Here is a 17,426-nt window from a genome sequence, read left to right as displayed (position 1 = left end):
CGTGCCACGGAGAGCGGCGTCGACGCCATGGACGACGACGCGGGCCGATCGCTGCCCGGCGGTCGGCCGCATAGCCACTGATCAGCGGTTATGCCGCCAGCGATCACTGGCTCGTTCGAGGGGAGCGCGGGGCGGGGGTGGCAGGTCCTGTGAAAAACTGTTACCGACGGGTACCCAAAGGCTCCGGGTGGACATACTCTCGGCCCCATGACGGACTCGCAGGCCCCTGACGCCCCTCTCGGTACGAACCCCGTGGCGGTCGCCCCCGCCGGGGTGCGCACCGCCGCCGACGTGGTCACCCCCGAGGTGATCGCCCAGCTGACCCGCGGCGTCGTCGGGTCGGGCCGCACGGCCAACCACACCCCCTTCACCGGGGAGAAACTGGCCGACCTGCCCGAGTCCACCCCCGAGGACGTCGCCACCGCCTTCGACCGGGCCCGTGCCGCCCAGCCCGCCTGGGCCGCCGTACCCGTACGGCAGCGGGCCGCCGTCCTCCTGCGCTTCCACGACCTCGTCCTCAGCCGCCAGTCGGAGGTCCTCGACCTCATCCAGCTGGAGACCGGCAAGGCCCGTCTGCACGCCCACGAGGAGGTGCAGGCCGTCGCCGTGGCCGCCCGCCACTACGGGCGCGGGGCCGCCTCCTACCTCAAGCCCCGCCGCCACACGGGTGTGGTCCCGACCCTCACCAAGGTCACCGAACTGCGCCAGCCGCGCGGTGTCGTCGGCCAGATCGCGCCCTGGAACTACCCGCTGGAACTCTCCGTGGGCGACGCGCTGCCCGCGTTCGTCTCCGGCAACGCCGTCGTGATGAAGCCCGACACGGAGACCGCGCTCACCGCGCTGTGGGCCCGCGACCTGCTCATCGAGGCCGGGCTTCCCGCCGAGGTCTTCCAGGTCGTCCTCGGCGAGGGCCCGGTCGTCGGCCCCGAGGTCGTCAGCCGCGCCGACTACGTCTCCTTCACCGGCTCCACCCGCACCGGCCGCGAGGTCGCCGTCGGCGCGGCGTCCCGGCTGGTCGGCGTGTCCCTGGAGCTGGGCGGCAAGAACGCCATGCTCGTCCTCAGGGACGCCGACGTGGAGAAGGCCGCGGCGGGAGCCGTCCGCGCCTGCTTCTCCTCCGCCGGGCAGCTCTGCATCTCCATCGAGCGGCTGTACGTCCACGAGTCCGTCGCCGACGCCTTCGTGGAGCGCTTCGCCACCCGGACGAAGGCCATGCGGCTCGGCACCGCCCTCGCCTACGGGGCCGACATGGGGTCCCTGGTCGGCGAACGCCAGCTGGAGACCGTCATCCGCCACGTCGACGAGGCCGTCGAGAAGGGCGCGAGGCTCGTCGCCGGGGGCGTCGCCCGCCCCGACATCGGCCCTCTGTTCTACGAGCCGACCATCCTCGACGGGGTGGAGTCCCCGATGGCCGTCTGCACCGAGGAGACCTTCGGTCCGGTCGTCTCGATCTACCGCTTCAGCGACGAGGACGAGGTGATCGCGCTGGCCAACGCCACCCCGTACGGCCTCAACTCCAGCGTCTGGACCACCGACTCCCGGCGCGGCCACCGGGTCGCCGCCCGGCTGCGCACCGGCACGGTCAACATCAACGAGGGGTACAGCCCCGCCTACGGCAGCGTCCAGTCCCCGATGGGCGGCATGAAGGAGTCCGGCCTCGGCCGGCGGCACGGTTCCGAGGGCATCCTCAAGTACACCGAGGCCCAGACCGTCGCCCAGCAGCGGCTGATCCCGCTCGCGCCCGCCTTCGGCATGGACGACGAGCGGTACGCCGCGCTCATGAGCCGCAGCCTCAAGGCGATGAAGGCGCTCCGGCTGCGCTGAACCCCGGGCCGCTCCGGGCCCCAGCCCGACCCGGCTCCGCTCCGGGACCGGCCCCGGAGCAAGCTCGTGACCCGGCCGCAGCGTCCGCACCGTCCGCCCTTTTCGTACCGATTTCGTTCCGAGGAGTGCCATGTCCCAGGACAGCCCTGCCCAGAATCAGGCCGTGAGCCATGTCCCGGCCGAGGACGACGCGGCGTACGACTACGACGTCCTGGTCGTCGGCTCGGGCTTCGGCGGCGCGGTGTCGGCGCTCCGGCTCACCGAGAAGGGGTACCGGGTCGGGGTCCTGGAGGCCGGCCGCCGCTTCACCCCCGGCACCCTCCCCAAGACCTCCTGGGACCTGAAGAACTACCTCTGGGCCCCGGCCCTGGGCCTCTTCGGCATCCAGCGCGTCCACCTCCTGGGCAACGTCATGGTGCTCGCCGGGGCCGGGGTCGGCGGCGGCTCGCTCAACTACGCCAACACCCTGTACGTGCCGCCCGCTCCGTTCTTCCAGGACCGCCAGTGGGCCTCGATCACCGACTGGCAGGACGAGCTGAAGCCGTACTACGACCAGGCCCGCCGCATGCTCGGCGTCCGCCTCAACCCGACCATGACCCCCTCCGACATCCACCTCAAGGCCGCCGCCGAGGCCATGGGCGTCGGCGACACCTTCCATCTGGCCCCGGTCGGCGTCTTCTTCGGCGACGGCAAGGACGCCGACGGCACCGCGAAGGCCAAGCCCGGCACCACCGTCCCCGACCCGTACTTCGGCGGCGCGGGCCCCGCCCGCACGGCCTGCACCGAGTGCGGCGAGTGCATGACGGGCTGCCGCCGCGGCGCGAAGAACACCCTCAACGAGAACTACCTCCACCTCGCGGAGAAGTCCGGGGCGGTCATCCACCCCATGACCTCCGTCGTCGCGGTCACCGACGACCCCGAGGGCGGCTACCGGGTCATCACCGTCCCCACCGACCGCCGGCGCAGGGCGAAGCCCACGAAGCTGCGCGCCCGCAAGGTCGTCGTCGCCGCGGGAACGTACGGCACCCAGACCCTGCTGCACACCATGAAGGACCGGGGCCTGCTGCCCCGGCTCTCCGCGAAGCTCGGTGAACTGACCCGTACCAACTCCGAGGCGCTGGTCGGCTCCCAGACCAGCGACCGCCGCTACCGCAAGAAGCACGGCACCGCCCGGGCCGACTTCTCGCAGGGCGTCGCGATCACCTCCTCGATCCACCCCGACGACAACACCCACATCGAGCCCGTCCGCTACGGCAAGGGCTCCAACGCCATGGGCGCGATGTCGATCCTCCAGGTGCCCTACGGGGCCCACCGGGTGCGCGGCTGGCTCGCCAACATGGTCAAGCACCCCACCCTCGCCGCCCGGTCGCTCTCCAACCACCACTGGTCCGAGCGCACCATCATCGGCCTGGTCATGCAGTCGCTGGACAACTCCCTCACGACGTACCGCAAACCGGGCGGCATCGGAAAGGGCCTGCTCACCGCCCGCCAGGGCCACGGCGCGCCCAACCCGACCCAGATACCGGAGGCCACCCGCAGCGCCACCCTGCTCGCCGAGGAGATCAACGGCTTCGCCGGGTCCAACGTCGGCGAGCTGATGGGCACCCCGCTCACCGCCCACTTCCTCGGCGGCTGCCCGATCGGCGCGAGCGAGCGGGAGGGCGTCATCGATCCGTACCACCGCCTCTACGGCCACCCCGGCATCAGCGTCGTCGACGGTTCGGCGGTCTCCGCCAACCTCGGCGTCAACCCCTCGCTGACCATTACCGCCCAAGCCGAGCGCGCGATGTCCTTCTGGCCCAACAAGGGCGAGGCCGACCCCCGCCCGGAGCAGGACCGGCCCTACGAGCGGCTCACTCCCGTCGAGCCGCTCGCGCCCGCCGTGCCGAAGGAGGCGTTCGGCGCGCTGAGGCTGCCGTTCCTGGGCATCCCGGTGGTGCCGCCGAAGGGGACCGTGAAGGCCGGGGCGGAGGTCACGGGCGTGGGAGACACACCTGTGCCCAATCCGTGATCCCGGAAGGGACAACTGTTCGGGAAGCTGCGTGGTCGAACCCCGTACTGCCTCACAGCAGTCACACAGCTCCGCCGAGTCCCAGAGGTCCCGATGACACGCTTCTCCCCGAGAACCACGCTGCGCCGCGCAGCGGGCTCTCTCGCCGCCGCGAGCCTGGTGGCCGCCGCCTCGCTCGCCGGGGCGGCCGCCCCGGCGCAGGCCGACGACGCCCCGGTGTTCACCCTCGGCGGCCCCGCCGAAACCGCCCTGCGCCCGCATCCCGGGAGCGGTGAGCCGCAGCGCACCACGGTCGAATTCACCCTCAACAACCCGGCCCAGGGCGAGGGCGACGGGTACGGCGGACACTTCACCCTCACCTTCGACCTCGGCGACATCGCCGGCGTCGCCGACGTGGCGTTCGGCGAGTCCGCCGGCGCCGACTGCGAGGTCACCGGCACGAAGGCGGTCTGCGAGGACTGGGGCGTCTGGCCCGGCCTCCGGACCGTCGTCAGACTCCAGGTCTCCGCCGCCGAAGGCAGCGGTGCCGGGGACACCGGCGCGATCAGGGTGACCGGCGAGGCGCAGGACGCGACCTTCACCCCGTTCACCACCCGGGTCACGGTCGGCGGCCCCGACCTGGTCATGAAGCAGCTCCCCTTCGACCAGGAGCTGAACCCGGGCGACACCCAGCAGGCCCCGATCACCTTCTCCAACCGGGGCACCCGGGACGCCGACGGCGTCCTGCTCACCCTCCTGTACTCCCGCGGTCTCGACATCCCGCAGCGCTACACCAACTGCGAGTACACCGTGGACACCCCGGACGCCCCGGGAATCGGCTGGACAACGGCCCTCTGCTCCGTCGAGGGCGCCTTCGAAGCGGGCGAGACGTACACCCTGGCGACCCCGCTGACCATCGAGGCCACCACCCGCGCCTTCTACGACACCTTCGTCTACCGCATTCACGAGGGCGGCGCCGCCCAGCGCACCGCCCAGCGCGCGGGTGCGTCCGTCGAGCGCGGTGAGGGCTCGGTGCTGAAGGCCGTCCCGGTGGGGAAGAAGGGCGCGGCAGCCAGGAGCCTGGACCTGGATCCGCGGGACAACCAGCAGGAGGTCGACTTCCGTACGAAGAACACGGCCGACTTCGTGGCGTACGGCGACGAGGCGTCCGGGGCCGCCGGGACCACGGTGAGGGCCGACCTCGGCTTCCGTAACGAGGGCCCCGCCTGGATCGGCTACATCCGCTCGGGCGAGAGCGTCGCCACCGTCGACTTCACCGTCCCGCAGGGCGCGTCGGTCATCGCGAAGCCGGACCGCTGCCGCGGGGTGACCGCCAAGGGGAAGTACCGCGAGGACCAGAAGACCCCCGCCCCGCGTTACGTCTGCGAGACCTCGATGACCGTGCGGGACGGCGAGGGCCTCGACCTGCCCTTCGAGCTCCGGATCGACACGGCGCTGATCGGCGCGAGCGGCGCGGTGACCGTCCGCAGCAACTGGGTGCAGGACCCTGCGCTGCCGTTCGACCCGAAGGCCGCCAACAACACCGCCTGGCTGGTCCTGAACGGCGAGGGCGACGGTGCCGACTCCGGCGGTACGACGGACGGCGGCTCCGGCGAGCCGTCCACCCCGCCGACCTCCGCCCCGGAACCCGAGGAGAGCCCGTCCGGCACCACCGCGCCCTCGGCGTCGGCCACGGCCGGCGGCGGCACGGCGGGCACGGCCGGCGGCTCCGGCGGCGAGGGCGGCCTCGCCGCCACGGGCTCGGTCGCCCTGGTGGCCTCCGGCACGGCGGTCGCGGCGCTGGCAGCGGGCCTGGTGCTGTTCACGGCGGCACGGCGACGGGCCGCGCGGCACGCCTGACCGGCTGCGGCGGCGAGAGGCGGAGGAGGGAACCGGCCTCCGCCCGGAACGTTCCGATGCGGCCGACCCGGGCGTCCCCGGGATCGGCCGCATATGGGGTGACCGGGCCGCTGTCCCCTGCGAACCGGTCACATACGCCAGGACGCGGTCCCACGACGTACCAGCGGTACGTCACACGTCCCGGCGGAGCCACGCGTGGTTTCCTACCGGTGCCGCCCCTGGTTGGCACGGACATCGGGATCAACGAAGGCACCGCGCTCCCGGTCACGCGCCGTACGGGTGAGACGGGGACCGAACGCAGATACGGCCCCCGGGGGGCAAGCGGAGAACCGTTCCCGCGAAGGCCCTCCCGTCCCGTCTCACCGAGGCGGTCCCGAGGGAGGCCCCCCGCCGGGGTCGTGCGGGCCCGTCCCCGCCGAGTGCCTGCGCGCTGCCTTCCCGCAGGCACTCCGCGCCGTCCTCACACCCGGCCGCGGCACAGCTCCAGGAGTGTCATGGCCAGCGCGGTGCCCGGCTTGCCCAGCGCGTCCCTGTAGTGGCCGAGCACGGCCGTCTCCCGGGAGAGGTTGACCCGTCGGCCGCCCGAGGTGATCCGGGCCTCCTGGATGACCGCCGAGACGGCCATGCGCTCCTGGACGAGGCCGATGATCCGGTCGTCGAGGGCGTCGATGCGCTCCCGGGCGCCGCCGATGAGGGCGGCCGCCTCGTCGGTGTGGGCGCCGGTCCGCTCGGCGGGGGTGGTGGCGGTGGTGGTGCTGCTCACGGTGTGACTCCCAGTGGGGTGACGGCCCCCCGGAGCGATGGACCCGGACACGCGAGACGCCCCGGGCCTGTCGGCCCGGGGCGCCTGGAACGTTGCTTGTCAGTAGCTCAAGCAGCACGACCACGGCAGCCGGCGGGCCGGGTGCCATAGGTAAAGACGAAGGTCGTGTGCTGACGCATGGGGCACAGTATGACCCCGCTCCGACGGGCCCGCCAACACGGCGCCCGGATCGTGAGACGCATCCCGCGCCCGCGGGATGCGGCACGCGCCGACCGTGAGAAGCGGTGGGCGCACCGACCGTGAGGCGTCGGGCGCCCGCCACCGACCCGTCGGAGGGTTTTCACGTGGCCGGTAGAATCGGAAGGACCGACCCCCTTCACCACCGCCGGAAGGCCGCCCCCGTGCCAGCAGCACCCCCCGCCGCCCCCGACGCCACGGCCGACGTGGTCCTCGTCGTCGACTTCGGCGCGCAGTACGCCCAGCTCATCGCCCGCCGCGTCCGCGAGGCCCGGGTCTACAGCGAGATCGTCCCGTCCACCATGCCGGTGGCCGAGATGCTGGCCAAGAACCCCCGCGCCATCATCCTCTCCGGCGGCCCCTCGTCGGTGTACGCGGAGGGCGCGCCCTCCCTGGACCACTCGCTCTTCGAGGCCGGCGTCCCCGTCTTCGGCATGTGCTACGGCTTCCAGCTGATGGCCACCACGCTCGGCGGCACGGTGGACGACAACGGGGCCCGTGAGTACGGCCGTACCCCGCTGCACGTCGCGAAGGCGGGCTCCACCCTCTTCGAGGGCACGCCCACCGAGCAGCCGGTGTGGATGTCCCACGGCGACGCCTGCTCGGCGGCTCCCGAGGGCTTCACCGTCACCGCGTCCACCGACGTCGTGCCGGTCGCCGCCTTCGAGAACGACGAGAAGAAGCTCTACGGCGTCCAGTACCACCCGGAGGTCATGCACTCGACCCACGGCCAGCAGGTCCTGGAGCACTTCCTCTACCGCGGCGCGGGCATCGAGCCGAACTGGACCACCACCAACGTGGTCGAGGAGCAGGTCGCCGTCATCCGCGAGCGGGTCGGCACCAAGCGCGCCATCTGCGGCCTCTCCGGCGGCGTCGACTCCGCGGTCGCCGCGGCCCTGGTCCAGAAGGCCATCGGCTCCCAGCTCACCTGCGTCTACGTCGACCACGGGCTGATGCGCAAGGGCGAGACCGAGCAGGTCGAGAAGGACTTCGTCGCCGCGACCGGCGCGAAGCTGAAGGTCGTCGACGCTCAGAAGCGCTTCCTCGACGCGCTGGCCGGAGTCTCCGACCCGGAGCAGAAGCGGAAGATCATCGGCCGCGAGTTCATCCGCGTCTTCGAGCAGGCCCAGCTGGAGATCCTCCAGGAGGAGGGGCCCGAGGTCGCCTTCCTCGTCCAGGGCACGCTCTACCCGGACGTCGTCGAGTCCGGCGGCGGCACCGGCACCGCCAACATCAAGTCGCACCACAACGTCGGCGGTCTCCCCGACGACATCGAGTTCCAGCTCGTCGAGCCGCTGCGCCAGCTCTTCAAGGACGAGGTCCGCATGGTGGGCCAGGAGCTCGGCCTCCCCGAGGAGATCGTCCAGCGCCAGCCGTTCCCCGGCCCCGGTCTCGGCATCCGCATCGTCGGCGAGGTCACCAAGGAGCGCCTGGACCTGCTCCGCGAGGCCGACGCCATCGCCCGCGAGGAGCTGACGGCGGCCGGACTGGACCGCGACATCTGGCAGTGCCCGGTGGTCCTCCTCGCCGACGTCCGCTCGGTCGGCGTCCAGGGCGACGGCCGCACCTACGGCCACCCCATCGTGCTGCGCCCGGTCTCCTCCGAGGACGCCATGACGGCCGACTGGTCGCGCCTGCCGTACGAGACGCTGGCGAAGATCTCCACCCGCATCACCAACGAGGTCGCCGACGTCAACCGGGTCGTCCTCGACGTGACGAGCAAGCCGCCGGGGACCATCGAGTGGGAGTGACCTCCCGGGGTCCTTCCGTCCCTTAGGCCAACGCCGATGCCGTCGCCCATTCCTCTGGGCGGCGGCATTGCCGTACCGGCTGGGTACGCTGAGTGAAGAGACCGCAAGAAGACGGACCTCGACCTCCCGTTCCCGATCGACGTGGACCTCAGCGAGGTCTACCGCCGGGGCAGCCCGTAATCCACTGGCACGGCCCTCGCCCCCGTGCCAGGCTTCGTCCCCATGTCCGCCGAAGAAGTCCGTGCCATCGTGTCCGCCGCCGGCAACGACCGCCTCACCTGGAACACCCCGCTCTCCGAGGAGCACGCCGACCGGCTGATCGCCGCCTGCGCCCCCGCTCCCGGATCACGGATCGTCGATCTCGGCTCCGGCTGGGGCGAGCTGCTGATGCGGCTCGTCGAATCCGCGCCCGGGGCCGTCGGGGACGGCGTCGAGACCGACCCCGACGCCGTGGCGCGCGGGCGGAAGCTCGCCGAGCGGCGGGGGCTCGGCGACCGCGTGCGGTTCCACGAGGTGCCCGCCGCCGAGTGGACCGAGACCGGATACGACCTCGCCGTCTCCATCGGCTCCTCGCACGCCTGGCCCGGCACGACCCGGGAAGCCCTCACCGCCCTCGCCGCCACCGTGCGCCCCGGCGGCCGGGTCCTGTTCGGCGAGGGGATCTGGCTGAGGGAACCGACGCCCGCCGCGCTGCGAGGCGTCGGGGCCGAGCCCGGGGACTTCGGCTCGCTGCTGGAGCTGATCCGGCTCGCGGAGTCCGTCGGGCTGCGCGCGCTCCAGGTCACCGTCGCCGACGAGCGCGAATGGGACCTCTTCGAGTCCGAGGGGCCGATCGGACGCGGGCAGCGCTGGGCGCTGGAGAACCCGGGCCACCCGCTGCACGCCGAGGTGACGGCCGAGGTCGACGCCCGCCGCACCGGCTACTACGGCGGCTACCGCTCGTATCTCACCCTCGCCTATCTGGTGCTCAGCACCTGATCCGCCCCCCCGGCGACGCCGTGCCCCTGGTCAGCCGAGCCGCCCGGCGGTAGCTTCCGGTCCCGTACGCCCTGGGCCGCCGGGAAGCCCGTGCTCATCTCGCACCGGGACGCCGTCACCACCCGCGACCACCTCGGCGGCGACCTGGTGGCCTGGATCAACTACCAGCCCCTGTGGCAGCGGATCGGTCGAACGTTCTGACGACTTGCGCGCCCGGCGCGCCCCGATGCACGGTCCGGCCGCCCGGTACGGCACAATTCGTCGATATCGCAAGTGAGTTGGCTGTACCGGGGCGGGAAAGGGCGTAATCCTCCGTGGCGTTGGACGAAGCTAGGACGAGCGGCACGCACGGCGGCGGCTGTACCTGCGGCGACTGCCCGCACGGAGCGCGCCGCGGGCACCGGCGCGCGGTCGCCGCGTTCCTGGCCAAACGGGACGAACTGGCCGCGGGCAACGGGCTGCCCGCAGGGGTCGCCCAGTCCGCCTCGGCGTCCCGGCAGTGGGTCTCCGACGAGCTGACCGGCTCCGCCCGCACGGTCGCCGAACGGGCCCGGGAGGCCGGCGACGCCTGGCTCCACCAGGTCTGGCGGGGCACGTTGTTCGCCGTCTGGGGTGCGGCCGGGGCCCTCCTCGTCGGCGCGAGCCTCACCGCGATCGGCGCCGGCTGGTCCACCGCCCGGACCGCCGGGCTGATCGCCGCCCTCCTCACGGCCGGACTGCTCACCGCCGCCGCCCGCTTCCACCGCGCCCGGGGCGGCCTCCTCGCTCCGCTGATCGGCGAGGACAACCGGCTCTCCACCTCCCGGACGGTCGCCGCCGGCTGGGTGCTGCTCGCCGTCTTCGCCGTCCTCGTCCTCGCCCTCCAGCTGGCGGGGGCCTCCGACCCGGACGAGAGGGACGCGCTGATCGAGGGGCTCGACCTCGTGCGTTCCGCCGGGGTCGTGGCCGTGCTGGCGCTGGTGTGCGCGGTCGCCGTCGTCGTGCGCCGCGTGGTGACCGTACGGGTGCTGGGCCAGCGGCTCCAGAAGCTGCGCGCGGACCGGCCGCGCGCCGCCGACCTGCTCACCGACGACTCCGGGCGCGGCTCCTTCACCGATGTCCAGTACGTGCTGGTCAGCGCCGTCGCCGTGCTGTTCGCCGCGGTCCGCCTGGCCCGCCGCCCCGAACAGCTGCCCGACCTGCCGTGGGGGCTCGCCCTGCTCGTGGCGGTCTCGGCGGCGACCTATTTCGCCGGGAAGTACGCGGAGGGCGGCCGGCCCGTCGTGCTGTCCGTCGTGCGGGCCCGGGAGGCCGGGGACCTGGACGCCCCGATCCGGACCGGCGACGACATCGAGATCCGGGGCGCGGGCTTCGTGCCGCCCGGCGCGGGCGGCCCCGACCGGCTGGCCCGGCTCGTCGTACGGATCGGCACGGTCCATGTCCACGTTCCCCTGATCCCGGTCGCCGGGGGCTTCGCCAACCCGACCGACACCGTCCTCACCGTGCCCGTCCCGGTCGAGGTCGAGCCGGGGACCGTGGACGTCCAGGTCGTCACCGCCGCCGGGGTGGAGACCAACCGCTGCCCGATCGACGTCGCGGACTGACCGGGAGCCGGAACCCGAGCGGATTTCTGCCGCCGATCACGTCCCAGCCCTGGTGAGCAGGGCGCCGGAGGCGTACGTATGGTCGAGGTGACGGGTCTTCGGGAAGCGGGGCAGTGGTGATGAACGGTTACGGCGGCGGTTCGTACGGTCTGGGCGAGCGCCGGACGCCGAGGGAGCGGGCGGGCGCGTACGCCCTGCTGCCGCTGCGGATCTTCCTCGGCGTCACCTTCGTCTACGCGGGACTCGACAAGCTCACGGACAGCGCCTTCCTGTCCGCGACCGGCACCGGGTCCATCGGCGAGATGATGCGCGGGGTACGCGACTCCTCCGCGATCCCGGCCCTCGTCGACCTGGCGCTCAAGAGCCCGGAGGGCTTCGGCCACGCCATCGCCATCGGTGAACTCCTCGTGGGACTGGGCACCCTCGTCGGCCTCTGGGCCCGGGTCGCGGCGCTGGGCGGCGCACTGATCTCGCTGAGCCTCTGGCTGACCGTGAGCTGGCAGGCCACGCCGTACTACTACGGCAACGACCTGCCCTATCTGATGGCGTGGCTGCCGCTGGTGCTCGCGGGCGCCACCGTGTTCTCCGCCGACGCCTTCCTCGCCTCGCGCCGCCGCAGCAGGTAGGCGGCCCAGGTCACCGCCGCGGCCAGCCACAGCCCGCCGAGGAACAACGGCAGGAAGAAGGTCCACGGGACCTCCCAGGCCCCGGCGGCGTCGGCCGCGTACCCGCCGGCCAGGGCCAGCATCACCAGGCCCGCCACCGCGCGGCCGGGCCGGAATTCATGACGCAGCACGGGTGACCTCCACCTGTCCGATGCCGACTTCCAGTGCCAGTTCGATCGTTCCGGCGGACTTCGTGCCCGCCGGCGGCGGCAGCGTCCGCTGGGTCGACTCGTCGCTGTTGATCCGGACCTGGACCCGCTGCCCCTCCTCCAGCCGGATCTCCCCGAGGCCCGTCTCGGCGCGCACCCTCACCGTCACGTTCTCCGGGACGACGACGGCAGCCCGCCCCGCCGCCACGTCGAGCCCCGTGCGCACGGTCTCGCCCTTCGGCACCTTCAGACCGGACAGATCCAGCCGGGCGTCGCCCGTACTCAGCTCGTAGTGCGGCCGGACGGCGGACACCGAGGCGGGCCGCCACTCCTGACGGACCCACGACGTGTCGATGTCCTTCGGCAGCACCGCCGCACCCGCCAGCAGACCCGCCGTGACCATCGCCATCAGGACCGTGCCGAAACCGGTCCGCCCCAGTACCGAAGCGATCAGCAGACCCAGACCGAACACCGCGAGAGCGGCGACCAGACCGATCTGGAGGGCGGTGCCCAGCGGCTGCTGCTCCCAGCTCAGCCCGGTGCCCAGGCCGCCCGCCACCAGCGCCGTCAGGAAGACCGGGCCGCCGATGGAGCGCGGTCCGCGCGGCACGGGCGAGGGCTGCGGCGTCCGGAACGGGGCGTCCGGGCTGGGCCGTCCGGCCTTCACCCCGGCGTGCGCCGCACCCACGTCCGTGTCCGGCGGCCCCCACAGATAGCCGGAGCCGACCGGCCCCGTGGTCCCGTCCTTGACGATCGGGTCCCGCCACCAGGAGGGACTGCCCGGCGTCGGCGGGGCCTTGACCTCCGGCGGCGGGGTGCCGAGTCCGCCGGCGTGCGCGGGTCCGGCCGGGGGCGCCGGCGCGCCGGGCGGGGCGGCGGGGTGCTCCGGGGCCGCCGTCCGCCGCGACTGCGTCCACACGGAGAAACCGACGACCGCCAGCGTCAGCAGCGCGGCGAACGCCAGCATCCCCCGGTTGTGCAGCATGGACAGGAACAGTCCGCAGCCGATCAGCGCCAGGAGCAGCGCCACCAGGGACGCCCCGTCGACCCGCCCCGACAGCAGCTTGCGCGCCTCGTTCTCGTCGTCGCCGTCCGCGGGCAGCAGCAGCCAGGCGAAGCCGTAGAAGATCAGCCCGATGCCCCCGGTCGCCGACAGCACACCGAGCACGATCCGGAAGATCACCGGGTCCACGTCGCAGTACCGGCCGAGGCCGCCGCACACCCCGGCGACGACCTTCTGTCGCGGGGTGCGCCGCAGCGTCGGCTTCGGCGCTTCTGGGGGCGCGACGCCGGGAGTGGCGTCCGGGGGAGCGGTCATGCCTCCATGGTGACGGGCCGGACCGCCCGCCGGGACCCGCGCCGACCCTGGCCGGTCCCTGATATTGCCCGCGTACGCCCCGGAAGGGCCGGGGCGCACGCGCCGGGCGGGAGCGGGACGGGGGCTGCCACCAGGCCGTGCGCGGGGGAGACCATCAGGGTCCCTTCGGGGGCTGACCCTGATGCCGCCCCGCGCCCGGGCGTGTGACGATCGGGGTATGCCAGCCGCCACCACCCGAGCCGCCAGCTCCGTCGCCGCCGACCCGGAGGAGCCGCCGCTGCGCAAGCTCTACCGCAGCGCCGACGGCCGGCTGCTCGGCGGAGTGGCGCGGGGGCTCGCCGGACACCTCGGGCTGCCCGTCGCCTGGGTGCGGTTCCTCTTCCTCGGACTGTTCTTCACCGACGGCCTCGGCGCGGTCCTCTACGCGGTGTTCTGGATCGTCGTCCCGCTCGGCGTCGGCGGCGTCGAGGCCCCGCGCTCGGTGTTCGAGACCTCGGCGGACGGCCGCCGCAAGCTCCGTAAACCGGACAAGGGCCAGGTCTTCGCGCTGGTCGCCCTGACCGTCGGGGCCATCGCCTTCGTCGCCAGCGTCGACATGGGCAACGGGGCCGACCGGTACATCTGGCCCACCCTCCTCATCGGGGCGGGCTCCGTCCTGGTCTGGCGGCAGGCGGACAACGCCCGCCGCGCCCGCTGGATGGAGACCGGCCGCAACCGCAAGCTGCTGCACCTGGCCCGCGGTCTCGCCGGAGTGGCCCTCGTCGGGCTCGGCCTCGCCGTGTTCATGGTCGTGCGCGGCTCGGCCGCCCAGCTCGGCAACGTCCTCACCGCAGCCATCGCCGTCCTCACCGGTATCGCGCTCCTCGCCGGCCCCTACCTGGTGCGGATGACCCAGGACCTCTCCGAGGAGCGCCTGATGCGCATCCGCGCCCAGGAGCGGGCCGAGGTCGCCGCCCACGTCCACGACTCCGTGCTGCACACCCTGACCCTGATCCAGCGCAACGCGGACGACGGCGGCGAGGTCAGACGCCTCGCCCGCGCCCAGGAACGCGAGCTGCGCAACTGGCTCTACAACCCCGAGGGCACCGGCAAGGACGAGGACGACGAGCCGGAGAACCTGGCGGAGGCGGTCAAGCGGGCCGCCGCCGAGGTCGAGGACAAGCACGGCGTCCCCCTGGAGGTCGTCGTGGTCGGCGACTGCCCGCTCGACGACAAGCTGGCCGCACAGATGCAGGCCGCGCGCGAGGCGATGGTGAACGCCGCCAAGTACGGTGGCGAGGGCGGCGCCGTCCAGGTCTTCGCGGAGGTCGAGGGCCGTACGGTCTTCGTGTCCGTACGGGACCGGGGGCCGGGGTTCGACCTGGACGAGGTTCCCGGGGACCGCATGGGCGTACGAGAATCAATCATCGGCCGGATGCAGCGCAACGGGGGAAGCGCCCGGCTGCGTTCGGTGCCCGACGGGGGCACCGAGGTCGAGCTGGAAATGGAGAGGGCGAGCGAATGACCGAGAACGCCGAAGTCACCGGGGGCCCGGAGCGACGGGTACGGGTCGTGCTCGTCGACGACCACCGGATGTTCCGCACCGGGGTGCAGGCCGAGATCGGCCGCACCGAGGAGACGGGCGTCGAGGTGGTCGGAGAGGCCGCCGACGTCGACCAGGCGGTCACCGTCATCACCGCGACCCGCCCCGAGGTCGTCCTCCTCGACGTCCACCTCCCGGGCGGCGGCGGCGTCGAGGTGCTCCGCCGCTGCGCCCCCATGATGGGCGCGGCCGAGAACCCGGTCCGCTTCCTCGCGCTGTCCGTCTCGGACGCCGCGGAGGACGTCATCGGCGTCATCCGGGGCGGCGCTCGCGGCTACGTCACCAAGACGATCACCGGCACCGACCTGGTCGACTCGGTCTTCCGGGTCCAGGAGGGCGACGCGGTCTTCTCGCCGCGCCTGGCCGGCTTCGTCCTGGACGCCTTCGCCTCCACGGACGCCCCGCCGGTCGACGAGGACCTGGACCGCCTCACCCAGCGCGAGCGCGAGGTGCTGCGGTTGATCGCCCGCGGCTACGCGTACAAGGAAATCGCCAAGCAGTTGTTCATCTCGGTGAAGACGGTCGAGTCGCACGTCTCGGCGGTCCTCAGGAAGCTCCAGCTCTCCAACCGCCACGAACTGACCCGGTGGGCCACGGCGCGACGGCTGGTCTGAGACCTGCCCGTACGGCCGCTCACGCGAGCCGTCCGCTCAGCTACCGGCCGGGTCGAGCGAGATGTTGACCTTCTCGCCGATCCGGCGGTAGCCGATGCTCGCGTAGATCCTCTCGACGTCGGCGTCGCCCGGCTCCAGCCAGATGGTCCGGCAGCCCTGGTCGAGGGCCCGCTCCGTCAGCCAGGCGGAGAGCGCGGCGCCGACGCCCCGGCGGCGGAAGGGGGCGGCGACGGTGAGGCCGGCCAGTTCGCTGAGGCCGTCGACCGCGACCGAGCAGCCGCCCGCTCCGGCCGGCGCGCCGTTCAGGACCGCCAGGGCGGCGACCCCCTCGCCGGTGGCCGCCGTGCGCAGCCAGTCGGTCATTCCCGGCTCGGGTTCGCCCTCGCCGCCGAAGCCCTGGTGCTGGACGCGGGCGGTGTCGGTGAACTCCGTCTCGGTGCCGGGCACGCTGATGCGGAGGCCGTCGACCCGCTTCGGCGGCCGGAGGTCCTCGCGGCCGCAGGCGAGCAGCGGGGCACGGTTCTCCACGGTGAAGCCGGCGGCCAGCAGGGCGGGTTCGACGGCCGGGGCCCACACGGGCAGGAACTCCAGCCGGGGGAGCCGTTCGTGCTGCCGGAACGCGTCGACCAAGGCCGCCACGTCGTCCGCCGTGGGTTCCGCGTCCCGGTCGGGGATGGCGTAGTTGGCGTACTTCAGTCCCCAGCCGGGGTTGTGCCGGACGGTGAACGGGCCCACCCGGTAGTGGTCGGGAGACCGCAGCGTGAGCGTGCGGGCGTAGTCCTGGACGGCGTTCGCCATCGTCATACGGGAGTTCCTTCGGCGGGGGATCGGGACCGGCGCGGCGGACTAGGCCACCCGGGTCGCTCCGGCGAAAGGCATTTCATCGACGGGCGCGATGCGGACCGGCGCCCCCGGGCGCGGGGCGTGGATCATCTGGCCGCCGCCGATGTAGAGGCCGACATGGCTGATCCCGGAGTAGAAGAACACCAGGTCGCCGGGGGCCAGTTCGGAGCGGGGCACCCGGGCCCCGGCGTTGATCTGGGTGTAGGTGGTGCGCGGCAGGCTCACGCCGGCCGCCTTCCAGGCCGCCTGGGTCAGGCCCGAGCAGTCGAAGGCGTTCGGGCCCGTCGCGCCCCAGACGTACGGCTTGCCGATCGCGCCGTGGGCGAAGGCGATGGCCTGTGCGGCCCGGGCGTTGGGCGCGGCGGCCGGGGCGCGGGTGGTGGAGCGGTCGGCGTGGGCCGGGCCGCCGCCGTGCCGGGCGTCGGCCGAGCGTTCGTGGGCGGCGCGCTCGTCGGCGGTCAGCGTGGCCAGGAGCCTGCGGGCTTCGGCCAGCTTGGTGCGGATCGCGGTGCGGTGTTCCCGCAGCTCGGCGCGGCGGGCGGCGAGGCGCTCGGTCTCCTGGTCGGCGCGGGCCTTGACGCCGGTGATCTGGGAGATCTGCCGCTTGATGTTCCGCAGCAGGCCCGTCTGCCGGTCGCCCGCCCGGTCGAGGTGGGAGGCGCGCTGGAGATAGGTGTCGGGATCGGAGGAGAGCGCCAGTTGCAGGGCCGGGTCGAGGGTGCCGCTGCGGTACTGCGCGGTGGCCAGCGAACCCAGGGCGCGCCGGGCGGTGTTGAGGCGTTCCGTCCGGCGGGCGGCCTCGTCGGTCAGGGACTCGACGGTGCGGGTGGCGGCGGCGGCCTCCTCCTTCGCCCCGTTGTACTTCTCGGTGGCGACCTCGGCGTCGTGGTAGAGCCGGTCGACCTTCGCCGTGACCCGGTCGACGGTGGGGGCCGGTTCGGTGGGGGCCGCACCCGCCCCGGTGACCGATCCGGCGGTGGCCGCCCCGGCGAGGGCCAGGGTGGCGGCGGTGCGGGCAGCAGGGCCGGTGAGCGCGCGCTGCTTGGGTTTTCGGTGAGCTGACCTGCGGTGCGCTGCCACGGGGGCGGCATCCTTCCTGTCGGCTGCCCGCCGGGGAATACCGGGGGTCCGTGAAGGACGCTAATCCGGGTGGGAGGAAAAGGGTCACCATGACAGTTATTGCCCTGATGTGACGTTTCAGCGGTCGCATACGACCGATAAGAGAGGGTGATTATGGGGCAATTCGCTCAACATCGGCGAAAGCACGTA

14 protein-coding genes and 1 pseudogene are annotated in these 17,426 nt (G+C 73.1%); 10 read left to right on the top strand and 5 right to left on the bottom strand.

Annotated elements, in window-relative coordinates; all coding sequences use genetic code 11:
* The first annotated feature begins 207 nt into the window (after positions 1 to 207).
* The 3 genes from ACIQMU_RS04465 (at position 208) to ACIQMU_RS04455 (ending at position 5,674) form a co-directional block, all read left to right on the top strand.
* Positions 208 to 1,824, top strand: coding sequence for a succinic semialdehyde dehydrogenase (locus ACIQMU_RS04465; RefSeq protein ID WP_352240288.1), 1,617 nt, complete (start codon positions 208 to 210; stop codon positions 1,822 to 1,824).
* Between the two features lie 130 nt (positions 1,825 to 1,954).
* Positions 1,955 to 3,835 (top strand): GMC family oxidoreductase, encoded by a 1,881-nt coding sequence (locus tag ACIQMU_RS04460; RefSeq protein WP_352240289.1) that lies wholly within the window; start codon positions 1,955 to 1,957, stop codon positions 3,833 to 3,835.
* A 93-nt stretch (positions 3,836 to 3,928) separates the two neighbouring features.
* Positions 3,929 to 5,674: a peptidase gene (locus ACIQMU_RS04455; protein ID WP_402688188.1), complete on the top strand. Its 1,746-nt coding sequence runs from the start codon at positions 3,929 to 3,931 to the stop codon at positions 5,672 to 5,674.
* A 460-nt stretch (positions 5,675 to 6,134) separates the two neighbouring features.
* On the opposite strand, the gene ACIQMU_RS04450 is transcribed toward ACIQMU_RS04455, so the two are convergent.
* Entirely contained in the window at positions 6,135 to 6,437 is a 303-nt protein-coding gene (locus tag ACIQMU_RS04450; RefSeq protein ID WP_093752031.1) for a chorismate mutase, read from the bottom strand.
* A 401-nt stretch (positions 6,438 to 6,838) separates the two neighbouring features.
* Here ACIQMU_RS04450 and guaA point away from each other — a divergent pair, with 401 nt between their 5' ends.
* From guaA to ACIQMU_RS04425, 5 genes and pseudogenes are all read left to right on the top strand, one after another.
* Positions 6,839 to 8,425 (top strand): glutamine-hydrolyzing GMP synthase, encoded by a 1,587-nt coding sequence (gene guaA / locus ACIQMU_RS04445; RefSeq protein ID WP_402688187.1) that lies wholly within the window; start codon positions 6,839 to 6,841, stop codon positions 8,423 to 8,425.
* A gap of 222 nt (positions 8,426 to 8,647) precedes the next feature.
* On the top strand, positions 8,648 to 9,403 hold the full coding sequence (locus ACIQMU_RS04440; protein ID WP_352240294.1) for a class I SAM-dependent methyltransferase: 756 nt from the start codon (positions 8,648 to 8,650) through the stop codon (positions 9,401 to 9,403).
* Positions 9,404 to 9,478: 75 nt separating this feature from the next.
* Positions 9,479 to 9,604: pseudogene (locus ACIQMU_RS04435) on the top strand (class II aldolase/adducin family protein); the annotation flags it as partial.
* A 113-nt stretch (positions 9,605 to 9,717) separates the two neighbouring features.
* Positions 9,718 to 10,986: a hypothetical protein gene (locus ACIQMU_RS04430; protein WP_402688186.1), complete on the top strand. Its 1,269-nt coding sequence runs from the start codon at positions 9,718 to 9,720 to the stop codon at positions 10,984 to 10,986.
* Between the two features lie 119 nt (positions 10,987 to 11,105).
* Complete coding sequence (locus ACIQMU_RS04425) at positions 11,106 to 11,612, top strand: DoxX family protein (protein WP_352240296.1); 507 nt, start codon at positions 11,106 to 11,108, stop codon at positions 11,610 to 11,612.
* Here ACIQMU_RS04425 and ACIQMU_RS04420 read toward each other — a convergent pair.
* Both ACIQMU_RS04420 and ACIQMU_RS04415 read right to left on the bottom strand, forming a co-directional pair.
* Entirely contained in the window at positions 11,522 to 11,782 is a 261-nt protein-coding gene (locus tag ACIQMU_RS04420) for a hypothetical protein (protein ID WP_352240297.1), read from the bottom strand. The genes ACIQMU_RS04425 and ACIQMU_RS04420 overlap by 91 nt on opposite strands.
* Positions 11,769 to 13,118: a PspC domain-containing protein gene (locus ACIQMU_RS04415; protein ID WP_402688185.1), complete on the bottom strand. Its 1,350-nt coding sequence runs from the start codon at positions 13,116 to 13,118 to the stop codon at positions 11,769 to 11,771. Before ACIQMU_RS04415 ends, ACIQMU_RS04420 begins: the two co-directional genes overlap by 14 nt.
* Before the next feature lie 217 nt (positions 13,119 to 13,335).
* On the opposite strand from ACIQMU_RS04415, the gene ACIQMU_RS04410 reads away from it, so the two are divergent.
* Both ACIQMU_RS04410 and ACIQMU_RS04405 read left to right on the top strand, forming a co-directional pair.
* Positions 13,336 to 14,622, top strand: coding sequence for a PspC domain-containing protein (locus tag ACIQMU_RS04410; protein ID WP_352240299.1), 1,287 nt, complete (start codon positions 13,336 to 13,338; stop codon positions 14,620 to 14,622).
* A complete protein-coding gene (locus ACIQMU_RS04405) occupies positions 14,619 to 15,314 on the top strand; it encodes a LuxR C-terminal-related transcriptional regulator (protein ID WP_402688184.1) in 696 nt (231 codons plus the stop codon). The genes ACIQMU_RS04410 and ACIQMU_RS04405 overlap by 4 nt, the downstream gene beginning before the upstream one ends.
* 36 nt (positions 15,315 to 15,350) lie before the next feature.
* Here ACIQMU_RS04405 and ACIQMU_RS04400 read toward each other — a convergent pair whose 3' ends face one another.
* Together ACIQMU_RS04400 and ACIQMU_RS04395 are read right to left on the bottom strand one after the other, a co-directional pair.
* Positions 15,351 to 16,118 carry a GNAT family N-acetyltransferase gene (locus ACIQMU_RS04400; RefSeq protein WP_352240301.1) on the bottom strand — a complete coding sequence of 256 codons (768 nt, stop codon included), beginning with the start codon at positions 16,116 to 16,118 and terminating at the stop codon, positions 15,351 to 15,353.
* 42 nt (positions 16,119 to 16,160) lie between these two features.
* Positions 16,161 to 17,237 carry an NlpC/P60 family protein gene (locus ACIQMU_RS04395; protein WP_402688183.1) on the bottom strand — a complete coding sequence of 359 codons (1,077 nt, stop codon included), beginning with the start codon at positions 17,235 to 17,237 and terminating at the stop codon, positions 16,161 to 16,163.
* Positions 17,238 to 17,426: the final 189 nt, after the last annotated feature.

Source organism: Streptomyces sp. NPDC091649, assembly GCF_044756785.1.
Lineage (GTDB): Bacteria > Actinomycetota > Actinomycetes > Streptomycetales > Streptomycetaceae > Streptomyces.
Note: the sequence above shows the minus strand (reverse complement) of the source record. Positions and strands in the feature narration are given on the sequence as shown.